This window comes from Halomonas caseinilytica (assembly GCF_001662305.1).
Lineage (GTDB): Bacteria > Pseudomonadota > Gammaproteobacteria > Pseudomonadales > Halomonadaceae > Halomonas > Halomonas caseinilytica.
In genome coordinates, this window is record NZ_BDEP01000004.1 from 205,376 (window position 1) to 223,107 (window position 17,732).

Annotated in this window: 13 protein-coding genes; 1 reads left to right on the top strand and 12 read right to left on the bottom strand. The window is 65.9% G+C overall.

Annotated features, from left to right (window positions below):
- Nucleotides 1-291: 291 nt before the first annotated feature.
- The 12 genes from A9O65_RS02795 to A9O65_RS02850 form a co-directional block, all read right to left on the bottom strand.
- Complete coding sequence (locus tag A9O65_RS02795) at nt 292-1,170, bottom strand: carbohydrate ABC transporter permease (RefSeq protein ID WP_064698117.1); 879 nt, start codon at nt 1,168-1,170, stop codon at nt 292-294.
- Nucleotides 1,163-2,104 carry a carbohydrate ABC transporter permease gene (locus A9O65_RS02800; protein WP_064701295.1) on the bottom strand — a complete coding sequence of 314 codons (942 nt, stop codon included), beginning with the start codon at nt 2,102-2,104 and terminating at the stop codon, nt 1,163-1,165. The genes A9O65_RS02795 and A9O65_RS02800 overlap by 8 nt, the downstream gene beginning before the upstream one ends.
- 59 nt (nt 2,105-2,163) lie before the next feature.
- Nucleotides 2,164-3,441, bottom strand: coding sequence for an ABC transporter substrate-binding protein (locus A9O65_RS02805; protein WP_064698115.1), 1,278 nt, complete (start codon nt 3,439-3,441; stop codon nt 2,164-2,166).
- 255 nt (nt 3,442-3,696) lie between these two features.
- Complete coding sequence (locus A9O65_RS02810; protein ID WP_254783101.1) at nt 3,697-4,935, bottom strand: AGE family epimerase/isomerase; 1,239 nt, start codon at nt 4,933-4,935, stop codon at nt 3,697-3,699.
- A 129-nt stretch (nt 4,936-5,064) separates the two neighbouring features.
- On the bottom strand, nt 5,065-6,465 hold the full coding sequence (locus tag A9O65_RS02815; RefSeq protein ID WP_254783103.1) for an ATP-binding protein: 1,401 nt from the start codon (nt 6,463-6,465) through the stop codon (nt 5,065-5,067).
- A gap of 77 nt (nt 6,466-6,542) precedes the next feature.
- On the bottom strand, nt 6,543-7,268 hold the full coding sequence (locus A9O65_RS02820) for a response regulator (protein WP_064698614.1): 726 nt from the start codon (nt 7,266-7,268) through the stop codon (nt 6,543-6,545).
- A gap of 149 nt (nt 7,269-7,417) precedes the next feature.
- The gene (locus A9O65_RS02825; protein WP_064698113.1) at nt 7,418-8,215 is read right to left on the bottom strand and encodes a Cof-type HAD-IIB family hydrolase; all 798 of its coding nucleotides are present in this window, start codon (nt 8,213-8,215) and stop codon (nt 7,418-7,420) included.
- A gap of 129 nt (nt 8,216-8,344) precedes the next feature.
- Entirely contained in the window at nt 8,345-10,039 is a 1,695-nt protein-coding gene (gene nagE / locus A9O65_RS02830) for an N-acetylglucosamine-specific PTS transporter subunit IIBC (RefSeq protein WP_064698112.1), read from the bottom strand.
- Nucleotides 10,036-12,588, bottom strand: a complete 2,553-nt coding sequence (ptsP, locus tag A9O65_RS02835; RefSeq protein ID WP_064701296.1) for a phosphoenolpyruvate--protein phosphotransferase — start codon at nt 12,586-12,588, stop codon at nt 10,036-10,038. Before ptsP ends, nagE begins: the two co-directional genes overlap by 4 nt.
- Before the next feature lie 57 nt (nt 12,589-12,645).
- Nucleotides 12,646-13,665, bottom strand: coding sequence for an SIS domain-containing protein (locus A9O65_RS02840; protein WP_217641192.1), 1,020 nt, complete (start codon nt 13,663-13,665; stop codon nt 12,646-12,648).
- Nucleotides 13,649-14,770: an N-acetylglucosamine-6-phosphate deacetylase gene (locus A9O65_RS02845; RefSeq protein ID WP_064698109.1), complete on the bottom strand. Its 1,122-nt coding sequence runs from the start codon at nt 14,768-14,770 to the stop codon at nt 13,649-13,651. Before A9O65_RS02845 ends, A9O65_RS02840 begins: the two co-directional genes overlap by 17 nt.
- 32 nt (nt 14,771-14,802) lie before the next feature.
- Nucleotides 14,803-15,537, bottom strand: coding sequence for a GntR family transcriptional regulator (locus tag A9O65_RS02850; RefSeq protein ID WP_064701297.1), 735 nt, complete (start codon nt 15,535-15,537; stop codon nt 14,803-14,805).
- 238 nt (nt 15,538-15,775) lie between these two features.
- On the opposite strand from A9O65_RS02850, the gene A9O65_RS02855 reads away from it, so the two are divergent.
- Nucleotides 15,776-17,716: an exoribonuclease II gene (locus tag A9O65_RS02855; RefSeq protein ID WP_064701298.1), complete on the top strand. Its 1,941-nt coding sequence runs from the start codon at nt 15,776-15,778 to the stop codon at nt 17,714-17,716.
- The last annotated feature ends 16 nt before the right edge of the window (nt 17,717-17,732 follow it).

The following is a 17,732-nucleotide window of genomic DNA, read 5'->3' on the forward strand; positions in this document are numbered from 1 at the left end:
TCGACAGTGGCTGGCTCGAAGATAAAGCAGCGAACCAGGAACTGTGTCTGCAACTCTGCAGATTGATTGGCGTCTCCGGCGGAAAGCCTCCGCGAGGGCGCTGTAAACCCGTCCCTGAGCGCTACTTTTGCCCTGCGGCGCTCTCGCATCCTGCTTCGCTTGCAGGACCGGTGCTGGCCATCCATGGCCAGCCCGTTCGGAGCAGTGCTCCTCACCCCTGGCAAAAGACCCTCGCTTCGTCTTGCCCCCGATCCTCTTGGCTGAGCGCTTTACGTTGCTACTAGCCATTCCCTAGCCTTTGACAGAACCCGCCGTCAGCCCCCTCACGAAATACTTGCCGGCCAGCACATAGACCACCAGGGTCGGCAGCGCGGCAATCATCGCCGCGGCCATATCGACGTTGTATTCCTTCACACCGGTGGAGGTGTTGACCAGGTTGTTGAGTGCCACCGTCACCGGTTGGGTGTCGTGCCCGGAAAATGCCACGCCGAACAGGAAGTCGTTCCAGATCTGGGTGAACTGCCAGATCACCGAGACCACGATGATCGGCTTTGACACCGGCAGCAGGATTCGCCAGAAGATGCGGAAAAAACCCGCGCCATCGAGCTTGGCCGCGGACACCAGCTCGTCGGGGATCGAGACGTAGAAGTTGCGGAAGAACAGCGTGGTGAAGGCGATGCCGAATACCACATGCACGAATATCAGGCCGAGCCGAGAACTCGACAGCCCCAGCCAGCCCAGCGTCTGGGCCATGGGAAGCAGAATGACCTGAAACGGGATGAAGCAGCCGAACAGCATCATGGCGAATACCAGCTCGGCCCCCTTGAAGCGCCACTTGGTCAAAGCATAGCCGTTCAGGGCGCCGATCAGGGTGGCGATGACCACGGCGGGAATCACGATGGCAAAGGAGTTCCAGAAATAACCGCTCACCCCGTCACAGCGCATGCCAGTACAGGCCGATCCCCAGGCCTTCAGCCAGGGCGCCAGCGTCGGGTTATCGGGCAGGGTCAGCAGGCTGCCGGCACCGATCTCGTCGAGAGGCTTGAGGGAGGTCAGCACCATCACCGCCAACGGCAGCAGGTACCAGAGCGCCGCCAGGATCAACACCAGGTGCAGGAGCAGCCGCCAGGCGCGCGCCGCCGGTGTCCGGGCACGAATCACATTATCCATGTCGACGGCTCCGCAATTCCGAGTAGAGATAAGGCACCAGAATGGCCAGCACTCCGCCCAACATCAGGATGGCGCTGGCCGAGCCCATGCCGATCTGGGCCCGGGTGAAGGCATGGGCGTACATGAAGGTTGCCGGCAGGTCCGAGGAATAGCCCGGCCCGCCGCCGGTCAGCGCCACCACCAGGTCGAAACTCTTGATGGCAATGTGCGAGAGGATCATCACCGCGCTGAACACCACCGGCCGCAGACAAGGCATCACCACTCGCCAGTAGACGCGAGGCAGGCTGGCCCCATCGAGCTGGGCGGCCTTGAGGATGCTGTCGTCGATGCCGCGCAGCCCGGCCAGAAACAACGCCATGACGAAGCCCGAGGCCTGCCATACCGCCGCGATGACCAAGGTGTAGACGGCCATGTTCGGGTCCACCAACCAGTCGAAGGTGAAAGATTCGAAGCCCCAGCCACGCACCATGGACTGGATGCCGAGCCCGGGATTGAGCAGCCATTTCCACACCACCCCGGTGACGATGAACGACAGCGCCATGGGATACAGGTAGAGGGTTCGCAACACGCCCTCGCGACGAATGCGCTGGTCGAGCAGGATCGCCAGGCCCGCCCCCAGTACCAGGCACAGGCCGACGAAAAGCGCACCGAACACACCGAGATTGGTGGCCGCCACCCACCAGCGCTCGTTGTTCATCAGCCGCGCATATTGAGCAAAGCCGACGAAGTCGTAGTTCGGCAGCATGCGCGAATCGGTCAGGGAAAGGATGAAGGTCCACAGCATGAAGCCGTAGACGAAGCACAGCGAGATCACCACGGACGGCGCCAGCACCAGCTTGGGCAACCAGGCCTGGAGATGGCCCGCCACGCTGGGACGCGACACCGCCACACCGACAGGCCGCGCCGCATCGCCGGAAGTCGAAACGGATTTCATAGCACTACCTCAAGCTCGAGGGGAATACGACACCCGCGTCGGCGGGTGCCGCAAGGACATCACATGGCCAGCTTGGCAGCCTGCGCCAGCCGCTCGGCGGCCTGTTCGGCGGTCATGTCGCTCGAGTTGAAGTAGTTGGTGATGATATCGAAGAAAGCGCCCTGCACGTCACTGCGCATGGCCATGCGGTGCGCCATGCTGGGCACCAGGGTGTCGGCGTCCCGCGCTGCCTGGAAGTCTTCCATGGAACGCTTGGCGCAACTGTCGAAGCCGTTCATGTCGAGGTCGGGGCGCGCGGGAATCGAGCCCTTGATCTGATTGAAGGTCTTCTGGAAATCCGGCTCCAGGATCAGGCGTGCCAGGGTCTGCTGGGCCTGCCGCGCGGATTCGTCGCCGAGCTGGAACATGGCAAAGCTGTCGATGTTGAAGGTAAAGGCATCCTCGGTACCCGGTACGGGCGCACAGACGTAATCCTCACCAGCCTGCATGTCGGCGGCGGTGAATTCGCCCTTGGCCCAGTCGCCCATGATCTGCATGGCGGCCTGGCCATCGATCACCATCCCGGTGGCCTGGTTCCAGTCGCGCCCCGGCATGCCCTCGTCCATCAACTCGCGCAGGCGCTTGAAGGTGGTCAACGCCTTGATCATGGTATCGCTTTTCAGCGTTTGCTCATCGAGGTCGACGAAGGCACGACGATAGACATCGCTGCCCCCGAGGCTGAGCACCACGCTCTCGAAGATGGTGGCGTCCTGCCAGGGCTGACCACCATGGGCCAACGGCACGTAGCCCGCCTCGCGCAGCGCCTCGCCGGCGGCGAACAGTTCGTCCCAGGTGCTCGGCATCTCGACGCCGGCGTCATCGAGCACCTCGGGATTGGCCCACAGCCAGTTGACGCGGTGCACGTTCACCGGCACCGCCACGTAATGGCCGTCGTGGCGCATCATCTCGGAGACCACGTCGGGCAACAGTTCGTCCCAGCTGGCCTCTTCGGCCACGGCGTCGAGGTTGCCAAGCAGACCGAGCTCGCCCCATTCCTGGATCTCCGGGCCGTTGATCTGTGCGGCCGCCGGCGGGTTGCCGGACATGGCGCGCGACTTGAGTACCGTCATGGCACTGTCACCGGCACCACCGGCCACGGCGAAGTCCTTCCATTCATGGCCCTCCGCCTCGAGCAGGTCGCGCAATTCGCCCACCGCCTTGGCCTCCCCGCCGGAGGTCCACCAGTGCAGAACTTCCACCTCGCCGGCCTGAGCCTGCCCGGCGGCACCCAAGGCGCCGGCCACGCCCAGCCCCAGCAGGGTGTGACGGAGTGGAGAGAATCGCATCAATGCGCGCATAGGACGTGCCTCCTGAATTGTTGTTGTCTTGCTGCCGCCGAAAGCGGCTCTCAACACGCTAGCGCATTCCTCCTCCCCGGGGGATTACCAAGTACTGAATAGTGTTACCGGACTATTGCAATGCCGAAACAATGTTAAAGACCGGTCACATAATGCCTCGCCTGCAAGGCCCCAGGTCATTGCGGACAGTGGGATCGCTCGGGGCTGATCCGTCGACAAGCCTGCAAGGAGGCGCTGTGAATACCTCCCTGTACGCTACCGGCGCCTCCACTGGCGTCGGACCTCCTCTTCGGCTTGTCCCCGGCGCCCCGAGTTATCTCGTCTCGCCATCAATGCTGCCATGGCATCCTGACAAGCCCCCATGGTGTGATAATCGACCTTGCCCGCCGGGCTCTTGACGTCGGAATAGCGGTGATTGTCGGCATTGAGCAGGCGATACCAGGCGCCGTGACGATGGTCGATCATGTGCTGCCAGCTGAAGTCCCAGATCCGCCGATACCAGCGCCAGTAGACATCGCGACCGGTCCGCTCGCCCAGCATGGCCGCCGCGGCGAAGCTTTCGGCCTGCACCCAGAAGTACTTGTCGGCGTCGCTGATCCGCCCGTCCAGATCGAGACCATAGACCAGGCCGCCCGTCTGCGGATGCCAGCCGGCCGCCACACTGCTCGAGAAGAGACGCTCGGCGGTGGGCAACAGCCAGTCCTCGGGACGGTATCGCTCGAGCATGACCAGCAGCTTGGCCCATTCGGTCTGGTGCCCCACCTGATAGCCCCAGGGACGAAACAGATGGCTCGGGTCGTCGCGGTTGTAGTCCAGATCGCGTTGCCACTGGGCATCGTAATGCTCCCAGATCCAGCCATGTTCATGGTCGCGATTGGCGCCGACGATGGCTCGAGCGATGGTCATTGCCTGGGTCAAAAAGGCTGCGTCGCCAGTAGCTTCGAAGGCCGAGATCAACGCCTCGCAGGCATGCATGTTGGCGTTCTGGCCACGATAGCCGGACACCCGCCAATGTCGGTCGGCCTCGTCGGCGAAGCGTCCGTGGTGCGGCTCCCAGAACCGCCGCTGCAAGATGGCGTGAGTCGCGTAGAGGCCCTCCCGCGTCCCGGACACCTCGGCCTTGAGCGCTTCGGCATAGGCCAGCAGCACGAAGGCCAGCCCGTAGCAGTGGTTGGTGTCATCCTCCACCTCGCCGTCCGCCAGGGTCCAGGCGTAGCCTTGATAGGCCGTCTGGAAATGGGCTCGTTCCAGATAGTCAAGTCCATGACGCGCCCAGTGCCGATACTCCGCCTCGCCGCTGTGCCGCGCGAAGCGGGCATAAGTCACCACGTAGCGGGCGCTCGATACCAGATGGCGATGCCGACGGTCGAGGATGACACCGTCGTCGCGCAGGTAATGGAAGAAGCCACCCTGCGGGTCGATGGCGCGCGGGTGGTAGAACGCCATGGCCTTGCGCACATGGGCATCGAGGAAGTCGGGATCGAAGATGTTCACGAGGCTCTCCCTACGAATGAGGTCAAGGACCGGGAATGGGATCAAGGAGCGGACTGCTACCTCCCGGCATGCCCGATCCACTGTACGGCTCGGCGACAATGCCGCCATCTTTCCTGATGTTGCAAAGTATTACAGCGTTTCAGGGTCTGCCCTGGGCAACGTCAGGCTCACCACCAACCCACCATCGGGGTGATTGTCCAGCGCCAGCCACCCGCCGTGCGCCTGGATGATGTGCCGAGCGATGCCCAGCCCCAGACCACTGCCACCGGTATAGCGACTGCGCGACGGTTCGAGCCGCACAAAGGGCGAGAAGACTCTCTCGCGCTGCGCTGCCTCGATGCCAGGCCCATGATCGCGAATCGTCACCTGCAGCTTGTCCGGTGTATCCTCGAGCCGTACCTTGGCACGCTGGCCATAGAAGATGGCATTCTCCAGCAGGTTGGCCAGGCACCGCTTGAAGGCCAGCGGCTTGACGGCCACCGGCGCCGCCTCGCCCGAAATCCGGACATTTCCACCTTGCAGCGCCAGATCCCTGGCCAGTTCATCGAGCAGCGCACGCGGCTCGATAGACTCGATCGCCTCGTGCATGTCGAGTCCCTTGACCGAGTCCAGCGCCCCCTTGACCAGTTGATCCAGCTCATCGAGCGAGGCACAGAAGCGCTCGCGCAGCACCGGGTCGTCGAGCATCTCGGCGCGCAGTCGCAGGCGGGTGATGGGTGTCTTGAGATCATGGGAAATCGCCGAGAAAAGCCGCTCGCGCTCCTCCACTTGATGCTGGATCCGACGCTGCATGCGGTTGAAAGCGATAGCGGTCGCCGCCACTTCGCGAGGGCCGCCCTCGCTGAGCGGCGGGCTGTCGAGATCGTCGCCCAGGCGCCGGGCGGCTCGCGACAGTCGCGCCAGGGTCCGGGTGGCACTGCGAATGCCGAGCCAGGACAGGCCGATGACCGTCAGCAGCACCATCAAGGCCACGAACAACCGATCTCCGGACAGCCAGTCGCCGCCATGGAAGACATCCGATACCGGCAGCAAGGTGGCAACATAGAGCCATTGATCTCGCTCCATCGGCAGTTGCACCACCAGGATCGGTTGTGACAAGGGTGCACTCATCAGGCTGTGCTGGCCCCAGCGCGGTGGCATGTCGCGCAACAGCACCTCATTGTTGAGCAAACGCAGGGTACCGGGGCGCGTAAAGGCCACTTCGGCGTTCGTCACGCCGAGCTCGTCGCGCAGGACGCCATGGAAGTTGTCGATCACCAGTGCCTTCGCCTGCCCTCCGCCGATGTCGTCCACCTCGATACGATGGTCGTTGACGCTGACGAAAAAGCGCGTGCCGCCCATGTCGCGCAGTTGATCGAGCACGATGTGGCGATAGTCATACGGCAGGGAGCGAAAGAAGCGCACCGTGGAGGCAACGCTGTAGGCAATGTTGCGCGACAGTTCGTCGAGCCGGGTGAGCTGGCCATCGCGCGCCTGTGCCGTCCAGATGGCATAGCTGGCAAGCTGGGCGCCCAGCACACCGACCACCATGATCAACAGGAAGCGTCCGCGCAGGGAGTCAGGCAACCATCGCGCCAACCGGCGGCGCCAGTATCGCCAGGTGTGCCTCACGCGATCACATCCACCTGGGCCGCCAGCACATAACCCGAGCCACGCACCGTGCGAATCAGCTGCGAGTGCTGGGCATCCTCACCCAGTCGTTGACGCAGCCGACAGACATGCACGTCGATGGAGCGGTCCAGCGGCGGTGCCGGGCGCCCTCGGGTCAGGTCGAACAGGGCCTCCCGCGAGAGCACCTGCTCGGCATGCTCGAGAAAGACCTGCAGCAACGAGAAATCGGCGCCCGACAAGGCACTGCGCGCGCCCCGCTCGTCGATCAGCTCGCGTGTCACCCGATCCAGCCGCCAGTGACCGAACGCCACGACTCTCGCCATGCCCGGAGCGAGCGCCTCACCACGCGGTCGGCAGCGACGCAATACGGCCTTGACCCGCGCCAGCAGTTCACGAGGATTGAAGGGCTTGCTCAGGTAGTCGTCGGCACCCAGCTCGAGCCCGAGGATGCGATCGGTCTCGTCGGGGCTGGCGGTCAACATGATGATCGGCACCTCGCTGTCCCGGCGTACCTCACGACAGATGGCGAACCCATCGTCGCCGGGCAGCATCAGATCGACGATCAGCAAGTCGGGACGCTCGGAGGCGAGCAAGGCGCGCAACGCCGCCGCGTCCTCGGCCATCAGGGCACGATAACCGTGGCACGTCAGGTAGTCGGCGAGCAGGTCGCGGATTTCCGGATCATCATCGACCACGACCAGGGTGGCGGCAGGGGGAGTCATCGGCACTGTCACCGGCATCGGTGGCGCTCGGCGAGCGCCGTCTCGAAGTGTGTCATGCCCGATACTCTAGGCTCGTCCAACGGGGCTGGCGATACCACCAAGGTGGCAACATCGGCCATCGGAGTGCAACGCCGGCTCCTTCTCGTCCCTTAAAGCGCGAAGCGCTCGATCAGACGTTGCGCCACGGCGGCCTGGTCGTGCGGGCCGATGCGCCGAGCGGCGGGCACCGCTTCCATCAGGGCCGGATGGGCATTGGCCATCACGTGGGCCTCGCCGACCAGATCGAGCATCTCGATGTCGTTGCGATTGTCGCCGAAGGCCAGGCAGCGCTCGGCCGGGATGCCCAGCGCCGCCAGCAAGGCGGACAAGGCCGTGCCCTTGTTGACCCCGCCGGCCATGATCTCCAGCGAGTTGTCCATGGAATAGGTGATATGCAGCTCACTTGCCGCGCGATGCCGCGCCTGTTGCTCCAGCTCGCCGAGCATGGCGGGCTCACCGATGTAGAGCACCTTGCCTACGCCCGCGCCATCCAGGCCTTCGAGGTCGGCCACCCGATAGCCGAAGCCGGTATGTGCATGCAGGGCCAGCAACTCAGGCGCCGGCGCATCGATCAGCCATTCATCGTCATGGTAGAGGTTGAGTCGCACCGCCTCGGGACGCGGCAACCGGATCAGCTCGCGCGCCAGCTCGGTCGGCAAGGGGCGCGCCTCGAGCAGGCGACCGTCCGGCGCATGGGTATAGGCCCCGTTGGTGCTGATGATGTGGGCCTCGACACCGAGGCGGTCGCGAAATGCTAGGATGTCGCGATAGTGACGACCGGAGGCCAGCACGATGTGATGTCCCTGCCCCGCCAGGGCGCGCAGGGTATCGACTGTCACATCCGCCAGCGCGTGGTCGGCGCCGAGCAGGGTTCCGTCGAGATCCGTGACGATCAGGTGAGCCGTCATGCGTTGTCCCTCACACGATGAATGAGCCGCCAGTCTAGCAGCCCGCCCGGGGCGATGCCCCGAACGGGATGACTCAGCGTTTTCCGCACGGCTCGCGTGATGGCAGGCCCGGTGGCCACCGGACGACGCTCAGTCGTGCTTCGCCAGGGAGGCGGCAATGGTAGCGGCCTGCGGACCGACCACCAGATGCCAGGTACGCTCGCCGACGGCCATGGAACCGAAGCACCCCAGGGTCTTCAGCGCCGCCGTATCGAGCGAGGCCTCGTCATGCAGCTCGACGCGCAGGCGCGTGCCGGCCCGGGCAGCAAGATGGCGCAGGTTGTCGCGTCCGCCCAGCGCCGCCAGCCAGGCGGCGACCTGATCCTCGGGCAACGCCGCTTCGGTGGCGTCTTCTGCCGACTGGTGCGGCGTATCGACCTCCGCTACCGGCGGCTCGACGCCGGCTGCCGCCACGGCAGCACGAATTTCGTCGGCCACGCCATCGGCAATGGGGCCAAGCACGACCTGCAGGCCGCCACCGCCGAGGCGCATCACGCCGCGCGAACCCAGCGACTTGAGCGCCGGCTCATCGATGGCCTCGGCATCGGCCAGCACCAGGCGCAGCCGCGTGGTACAGGCGCCGACGCTCTGCAGGTTGCTCGCCCCGCCGAGAGCCGCGACGAAGGCCGGTCCCCGCTCGCTGGCCTGCCCTTCCGTCGGGCGGGACATGGCGATTTCCTCGTCACGGCCCGGCGTGGGCAGGTCGAAGCGCTGGATCGCCCAGCGGAAGACACCGTAGTAGATCACGAACATGGCCAGGCCGACCGGTAGCATCAGCCAGCCATTGGTGGACAGGCCGTAGGACAGGGCATAGTCGAAGGCACCAGCCGAGAAGGTAAAGCCAAGCTTCACGTCGAGCAGCTGCATCAGCGCCATGGACAGGCCGGTCATCACCGCATGGAACACATAGAGCAGCGGCGCCAGGAACATGAAGGTGAACTCGATGGGTTCGGTCACCCCGGTCAGAAAGGCCGTCAGCGCCAGCGACATCAACAGGCCACCCACCTGGGCACGTCGCCCCTTGGGCGCCGCGTGGTACATGGCCAGTGCGGCGGCCGGCAGGCCGAACATCATCACCGGGAAGAAACCGGCCATGAAGCCCCCGGCACTGGGATCACCGGCGAAGAAGCGATTGAGATCCCCCGTGGCACTATCGAAACTGCCGAACACGAACCACACGAAGCTGTTGAGCACATGGTGCAGCCCGGTGACGATCAACAGGCGATTGAGCGCCCCATAGACGAACTTGCCGAGCGCGCCGGCCTCGATCAGCCAGTGGCCCAAGCTATCGATGCCCGTCTGGATCGCCGGCCAGCCCCAGCCGAAGACGATGCCGAGCAGCACGGCCGCCAGTCCCGTGGCGATCGGCACGAAGCGCCGCCCGCCGAAGAAGGCCAGGTATTCCGGCAGCTGGATGGCCCGGTAGCGGTTGTAGATCAGCCCGCCCACGGTGCCGATGATCACCCCGGCCAGGACGCCCATGTTGATGTCAGGGTTGATGGTGTGAAGCACCGCATCCAGCACCAGGTAACCGACCACTCCGGCCAGCCCCGCCGCGCCGTTGCTGTCGTCGGCGAAACCGACCGCCAGGCCGATGGCGAAGATCAGCGCCAGATGATCGAAGATCGACTGGCCGGCGGCAGCCACGAAAGCAATATCCAGCAGGTCGGGCTGGCCCAGTCGCAACAGCAGGCCGGCCACGGGCAATACCGCGATGGGCAGCATCAAGGAACGTCCGAGCAGTTGCAGCCCGGCCATGAGACGGGAGCCGAGTTGTTGAATCATGAGGGGATCCTCTCGGGGGTTATTGTTGTGGTCTCGAATGCAGATTCATGGTGTTCGGCGAGACGTCGACGCACGCTCGCGGCATCGGGCATCGCCAGCAGGTCCGGCAGCTCGCGCGCCAGGGAGGCAGCATCGAGCCGACGGATCATCGCCTTGACGGCGGCTACCCGGGCCGGTTCGACGGACAGTTCATCGACGCCCATCGCCACCAGCAGGGACGCAGCCAGCGGATCGCCGGCCGCCGCACCGCACACCCCAACCGGGCAACGTCCAGCCGCTCCTTCGATGGTGGCCTGGATCAGGCGCAGCACGCCGGGGTGCAGGACATCGGCGCGGGCCGCGAGGCGTGGATCCTCACGGTCCATGGCCAGGGTGTACTGAGTCAGGTCATTGGTGCCGATGGACAGAAAATCGGCCTGTTCGGCGAGACTCGCCGCGCACAAGGCGGCACTCGGCACCTCGACCATGGCACCGAGACGGGGCCTCTCGGCAACGCCAAGTTCCGAGACGACGGCCTCGAGCCGCTCGCGTACCCAGGCGAGTTCAGCGACTTCGCTGACCATCGGCACCATGATGCGCAGGGCATCCAGCGGGGCGACACCGAGCAAGGCACGCAGTTGGGTGTCGAGCAGTGCCGCCTGGTCATGCCACAGCCGAACCCCGCGCACGCCGAGGGCCGGGTTGGGCACCTCGGGCAGGCGCAGATAGGGCAATTGCTTGTCGGCGCCAATATCCAGGGTGCGAATGATCACCGGCTTGCCGCCGAGTGCCGTCAGGCTGGTCTGGTATTCGTGGCACTGCTCCGCCTCGTCGGGCGCGGACGGGCGCCCCAAGAACAGGAATTCGCTACGCATCAGGCCGACACCATCGGCACCGGACTCGGCCGCCAGGCGCGCCTCGCCACTGTCGCCGATGTTCGCTGCCACCTCGACCTCGCGTCCGTCGCGCGTGATCGCCGGCTCAAAGGCCTCGGCACGCTCGGCCTCACGGCGCTCGGCATCGCGTCGCAGAGCGTCGCGGATCGTCGACAGACGTGCCTCGTCAGGCGCAGGTTCGAGTCGCCCTTCATGGGCATCAAGCACCGCGCACTCCCCGACCACGCCCTCGAGCGCCTCGCCCATTGCCACCAGGCAGGGAATGCCGCGTGCGCGGGCCAGGATCGCCACATGGGAGGTCGTGCCGCCGCCTTTCAGGCACAGCCCGGCGGGGGCACGCTCGACGAGATCGACGAACTGCGAGGGGGACAGGTCATCCGCCACCAGGATGGCCCCTTCGGGCACATCGGGCAGCGGGGCCGACCCGGCCTCGGCGAACTCGGCCATGACATGGCGTTGCAGGTCGCGCAGATCGGCCACGCGCCCTGCCAGCAGAGCGTTGCCGGTGGCACGCAGTTGCTCGGCCTCGTCGTCCAGCGCTTCACGCCAGGCCTGGCCGGCGCTGCGCCCGGCCTCGATGCGTGCCATGGCTGCCTCGAGCAGGCCCGGATCGTCCAGCCAGGCCAGGTGTGCCTCGAAGATATCCGCTTCGGCGCGCTGGCCCTGACGTTCGGCCTGCTCGCGCGCGCTTTCCAGCGAGCGCCCAACCCGTTCCAGGGCAGCGCGCAGAGCCTCGCGCTCGACCGCCGCGCCACGCCCGTCATGGGGCACCGCCGGCAGCGGCAGGCTCACCGCCACCAGCGGGCCGATCGCCAGGCCAGGGCTGGCAACGAGGCCGGCGATTTCCCCCTCAGCAACAGGTGCCGAAACGGCAGCGTCCGGGGCGGCTGCATTCGGCGGCTCGACGCCCTCCGGTGTGGTCAGCAGCTCGGCGGCAGCCGCCAACACAGCCTCGGCCTCATCGCCCCGAGCGCGCAACACGACCTCATCACCTTCGGCCAGGCCGAGATTCATCAGGGCGCTCACGCTGTCACCACGCGCCTCGGCGCCCCCATGCTCGAGCCGCATCTCAGCGTCGTGTCGCTTCACGATGGCACGCACCCTGGCGGCGGGCCGGGCGTGCAAGCCGGCTTCCAGGGCCAGCGTCACACGGCGCTCATGCCATGGCCCGGTGTGCTCGGTCGTGGTCTCAACGGACGTCTCGTCGGGCGTCAAGCTCATCAGCGCTTCACCGCGCTCGACACGCTCGCCCGTGGCACCCGCCTCGAGACGCAGACGCCAGCCAGCATCATCGGTCACCACCAGCGGCGTGATCAGTGAGCTGGCCTGCTCGGCCAGCAACTCGGGATCGAAACGGCACAGAGGGTCACCGGCTTTCACCCGCTGCCCTACCTCGACCAGGAGATCGATGCCCCGCCCTTGCAGTTCGACGGTATCCAGCCCCAGATGCAGCAACACTTCGACGCCCTGCTCGCTTCGCAGGCTCAGGGCGTGCCGAGTCTTGGCACACTGCACGACCTCGCCGTCACAAGGCGCATGCAGGGTGGTTTCCAGGGGGTCCAGGGCAATTCCCTCACCCAGGGTTCCGCCAGCGAAGACCGGATCCGGGACATCGGACAAGAGCGTCACGATGCCAGTGGCCGGGGCCACCAGCGTCAGTTTGGAGGAAGACATGATCGACTCCGATACGTTGTTGTTGTCGCAGTCTCAGGCACAAGTCACACCCGAGACTTACAACGTGCAAGTAACCTTGTGCAGATGCCGCGGTTGATCCGGATCGCTACCCCTGGCCTCGGCGAGTTCCGCCGCCATGCGGTAGAAACTCTGGATCACCGACAGTGGCTGCAGGTCCTCGTGACCGGCATCGCTCAACGTCAGGTGGCGCCCGGCCACCGACTCGTCGGCGGCCAGCAGCACCCGGGCACCGACGTCGCCGAGCCAATCGGCCAGTTCCAGCAATCCGGCCTGCTCGGCGCCGGGAGGCGCGAACACCAGCACCGGATAGCCGGCCTCGACCAGCGCCATGGGGCCATGCCGCACCTCGGCACCACTGAACGGCTCGGCCTGGATGGCACAGGTTTCCTTGAACTTGAGGGCCGCTTCCTGGGCAACTGCCAGGCCTGCACCGCGACCGATCACCATCAGGCGGTCGGCACCGGCAAGCGCCTCGACCGCCTCCCTCCAGTCCTGGTCGGCTGCCTGACCCAGACGTTCCGGCAAGGTATCCAGGGCGGCCAGCAGGTCTTGATCCTGCGTCCAGTGAGCCAGCAACTGGGCGGCGGCAGAGAGCGTCGCCAGGTAGCTCTTGGTGGCCGCCACGCTGCGCTCTTCGCCGGCGTACAAAGGCACCTCGAGATCGCTGGCCCGGCCCAGCGGCGACTCCGGCGTATTGACCAACGCCAGGGTTCGGGCTCCGCCCCGCGCCAGCGCTTCCTGGGTGGCCACCAGGTCCGGGCTCTGGCCGGACTGCGAGATAGCCACCGCCAATTGCCCGTCGAGATGCCAGGACGCCTTGGCCAGCGTCGACAGCGAGGGCGGCAGCGAGGCCACGGGAATACCCAGCCGCTTCATGCAGAGATAGGCGAAATAGGCCGCGGCATGATCGGAGCTGCCCCGGGCCACGGTCATGCCGGCGGATGGCGGCCGTTCGCGCAATTGCGCGCCCAGTGATGCCAGCACGTCGGCGTTGCGCTGCAATTGGCCGCGAATGCGTTCCGGGGCATTGCGCGCTTCTTCAAGCATCAGTGACATGAGCGTCTCCTTCTGCGACGAGCCGGCCGCCGATATGGACGGCTCTGAGGTTCAATCGAGAATCCAGTTCCACCAGATCGGCATGCGCGCCCTCGGTCAGGCGCCCCAGGTCGTGGCGTCCCAGGAAATCGGCGGGATAGCGGGAAAGTCGGTCGGAGGCTTCGGCCAGGGTCTGGCCGAGGCCGACCAGGTTGCGCAGCGCCTGGTCCATGGTGAGGGTACTGCCCGCCAGGGTGCCATCGGCCAGGCGCACGCCGCCCAGGCATTTGGTGACCGCCTGCTCGCCGAGGCGATATTCGCCATCGGGCATGCCCGCCGCGGCGGTGGAGTCGGTCACGGCATAAAGATGGGGAATACAGCGCAGGGCGGCGCGGATGGCACCGGGGTGCACATGCAGCAGATCGGGAATCAGCTCGGCGTATTGCGCATGCGCCATGGCGGCGCCCACCATGCCGGGCTTGCGGTGGTGCAATCCGGACATGGCATTGAATAGGTGGGTAAAGCCACAGGCGCCATGCTCCAGCGCCGCCACGCCTTCCTCGTAAGTGCCCAGCGTATGGCCGATCTGCACGCGCACGCCTCGCTCGCTGAGCTGCTCGATCAGCGTCAGGTGACCTGCCAGCTCCGGCGCCAGGGTCAACAGCACGATCGGTGCCAGCCGGCGCAGTTCCTCGATGTCCTCGAGCACGCCGAGCCGGGCATGGGACGGTTGGGCGCCAAGCTTGCCCGGGTTGATGTAAGGGCCTTCCAGGTGCACCCCCAGCACGCGACTGGCTGTCGGGTCCGGCGCTTCCATGTAGGCGCCGACATCCCCCAACACACGCCGGGTATCGTCATCCGGTGCCGTCATGGTGGTGGCCAGCAGGCTGGTAGTACCGAAGCGCACATGAGTGCGCGCCACCGTGGCCACCGACGCGCCGCCCTCCATGACATCGGCGCCGCCACCACCGTGCACGTGCAGGTCGATGAACCCCGGCAACAGGCGCGGCAAGTCATTGCTCTCGGGGTCGACCGGTTCACCGTCGATGCGGCTGATGCGGCCTTCGTGCCAATGCAGCTCGCCGAGCCGCCAACCGTCGGGTGTCAGGATATTGCCGTAGCGCATGGTGTCTCCCGGTTCCTTCTCAATGTCAGAAGTCAGCGTGTCAGCTCGACGATGAAGTCGTAGTAATCGGTGCGGCAGTAGGTGACGGTCAGTTCCGCCGGCGTGCCATCGATCAGATAGCCCTGGCGCGTCACCTTGAGCAGGGCCTGCCCCTCCGGCACCTCGGCCAGCCGCGCCAGCTCGGCATCGGCATTGACCGCCGTGACGTGCTGCAGCGCGCGCACCACCGGCCGGCCCGCCTCTTCCAGAAAGGCATACAGCGAATCCCCCACGCCCTGGGGATCGTCGAGTACCGACTGCGGCAGGCAGCTCTCCTCGACCGCCATGACCACGCCATCCGCCAGGCGCAAGCGCTTGAGCCGCGCGACCCGGGCATCGCCGCCCAGGCCGAGGCGCAGGCTCTCGTCGGCCGAAGGGGCGGCCAGGCTGCGTGACAACCAGCACGAACGCGGCGCGAAGCCACGCTGGGTCAGCATCTCGGTGAAGCTCACCAGGCGCGTCAGGGGCTGGTTGAGGCGCGGCGTGATGAAGGTGCCGGAACCTCGGGTGCGACGGATCAACCCGCGTTCGGCCAACTGATCCAGCGCCTTGCGCGCCGTGATCCGCGAGACCTCCAGCGACTCGGCCAGAGCCCGCTCGGAGGGCAGGGCCTCACCGGCCTGCCAGGCCCCCTCCTCGATGGCATCTTCCAGTCGGCTCGCCAACTGATGGTACAGCGGCGTGGACAGGCCGGGATCGAGGTGAAGTTGCTCAAATCGAGGATCCATGATCGCTCTCATGCCGCATTATGATAAGACCAATATAGACCACCAACCATACCAATTAAATACCACTTGTCTTATACCTTGGTCCGACCCGCCTCTCCGAGGCACCGCACAGGCACGCCGCGGCCAGCCCGCCGACGACTCCGCGCCAGTCTCGACCGGAATCGCCACCCTGCCGCGATTGGCGTGGGCCGACGGAATCCGTATAGTGGCCCCCTTATCCCGCCATTCGATCGTTATCATGCTGCAGAACAACTCGGCGCTTGCTCAGCTCAAGCAACAGATCCGCGACAACACGCCTCGTGTCGAAGGCGTGATCAAGGCCACCGAGCGAGGCTTCGGCTTTCTCGAGACCGAGGATGGCACTTCCTATTTCGTGCCACCGCCCGCCATGAAGCAGGTACTGCATGGCGATCGGGTCGAGGCCGTCCTTCACGAGGAAGGCGAGAAGACCACGGTGGAGCCGGACACCCTGATCGAACAGGGCCTGGAGCGTTTCATCGCCCGGGTACGCAAGCGTGATGGACGCCTGGCGGTGATCCCCGATCATCCCTCGATCAGCAATGCCCTCAAGGCCCGCGTCAAGCGCAGCCTCGATGAGGCCTCGCTCGACGAGGGAGACTGGGTCGTGGCGCGTCTCGTGCGCCACCCTCTCAAGCCGGACGATCGCGCCTTCTTCGCCCAGATCGACGAGCTGGTCGCCAAGCACGACAACCCGGCCGTGCCCTGGCGCGTGACCCTGGCGCGCCACGCGCTGGAGCAGGCCAGTCCCGAGGCCGGCGATGAGTGGCCGCTGCACGATGAAGGTCTCCAGCGCGAGGACCTCACCGCCGCGCCCTTCTTCACCATCGACGACGCCAAGACCCGGGACATGGACGATGCCCTGCGCATCGAGCCTCGGGAGGGCGGAGGCTGGCGACTGACCGTCGCCATCGCCGATCCCACCGCCTATGTGGAGGAAGGCAGCGGCGTCGACCTGGAAGCGCGCACCCGCGCCTTTACCGTCTATCTGCCCGGGCAGAACGTCACCATGCTGCCGGAACGCCTGGCCGACGATCTGTGCTCGCTGTGGGAAAACCAGGATCGCCCTGCCCTGGCCTGCGCCCTGGACGTGGAAACCGACGGCTCCCTCGGCGACTATCGCTTCTTCGCCGCCACGGTTCGCTCCCACGCGCGGCTGGCCTACGACGATGTCTCCGACTGGCTGGAAGGTCAGAGCCAATGGTCTCCCGAGACGAACATCGGCGAGCAGCTCGAGGCGCTGCGCGACCTGACCGAGGCGCGGACCGCCTGGCGTGCCGAGCATGCCCTGGTCTTCAAGGACCGCCCGGACTACGTCTTCGACCTGGACGATGCAGGCAACGTGCTGAACATTCGTACCGAACAGCGGCGCATCGCCAACCGCATGATCGAGGAATCGATGATCGCGGCCAATGCCTGCTGCGCGCACCTGCTGGCCGAGCATGTGGGTCACGGCATCTTCAATGTTCATCGCGCCTTCGAGCCAGACAAGGCCGAGGCCGCCCGCGAATTCCTGGCCAACCAGGACATCGAGGTCGCGCTGGAAGCCCTCACCGAGCTGCCGCGCTACAAGGAGCTCAAGCGTGAGCTGGAAGGCCGCGACGATGCCTGGCTCGACGCGCGATTGCGCCGCTTCCAGGGCTTCACCAGCATGTCCGCCCGCCCTGGCCCGCACTTTGGCCTCGGGCTATCTGCCTATGCCACCTGGACCTCGCCGATCCGCAAGTATGGCGACATGGTCAACCACCGGCTGATCAAGCGCGTGCTCAAGGGCGAACAGGCCCCGGCGGAAGCCAGCCTCGAGCTCACCGAACAGTTGACCGAGCGACGTCGCCTCAACCGCATGGCCGAGCGTGACGTCAAGGATTGGCTCTATGTTCGCTACCTCGGCCCGCACGCCGAATCCGGCAAGGCCTTCGATGCCGAGATCATTGCCATCAACCGTGGTGGCATGCGGGTGCGCCTGACCGACAACGGTGCTACAGCCTTCGTGCCGGCCCCGCTGATGCACAGCGACCGTGACAAGGTGGTGATCGACGACAAGGAAGGCCGTATCCAGATCGAAGGCGAAGAGCGCTTCAAGCTCGGCGACACGATCCGGGTCGCGCTGACCGAAGCTCGCGAGGAGACGCGTTCGCTGGTGGGTCGTCCCGCCGACTGAACGAACGCCTCTGGCC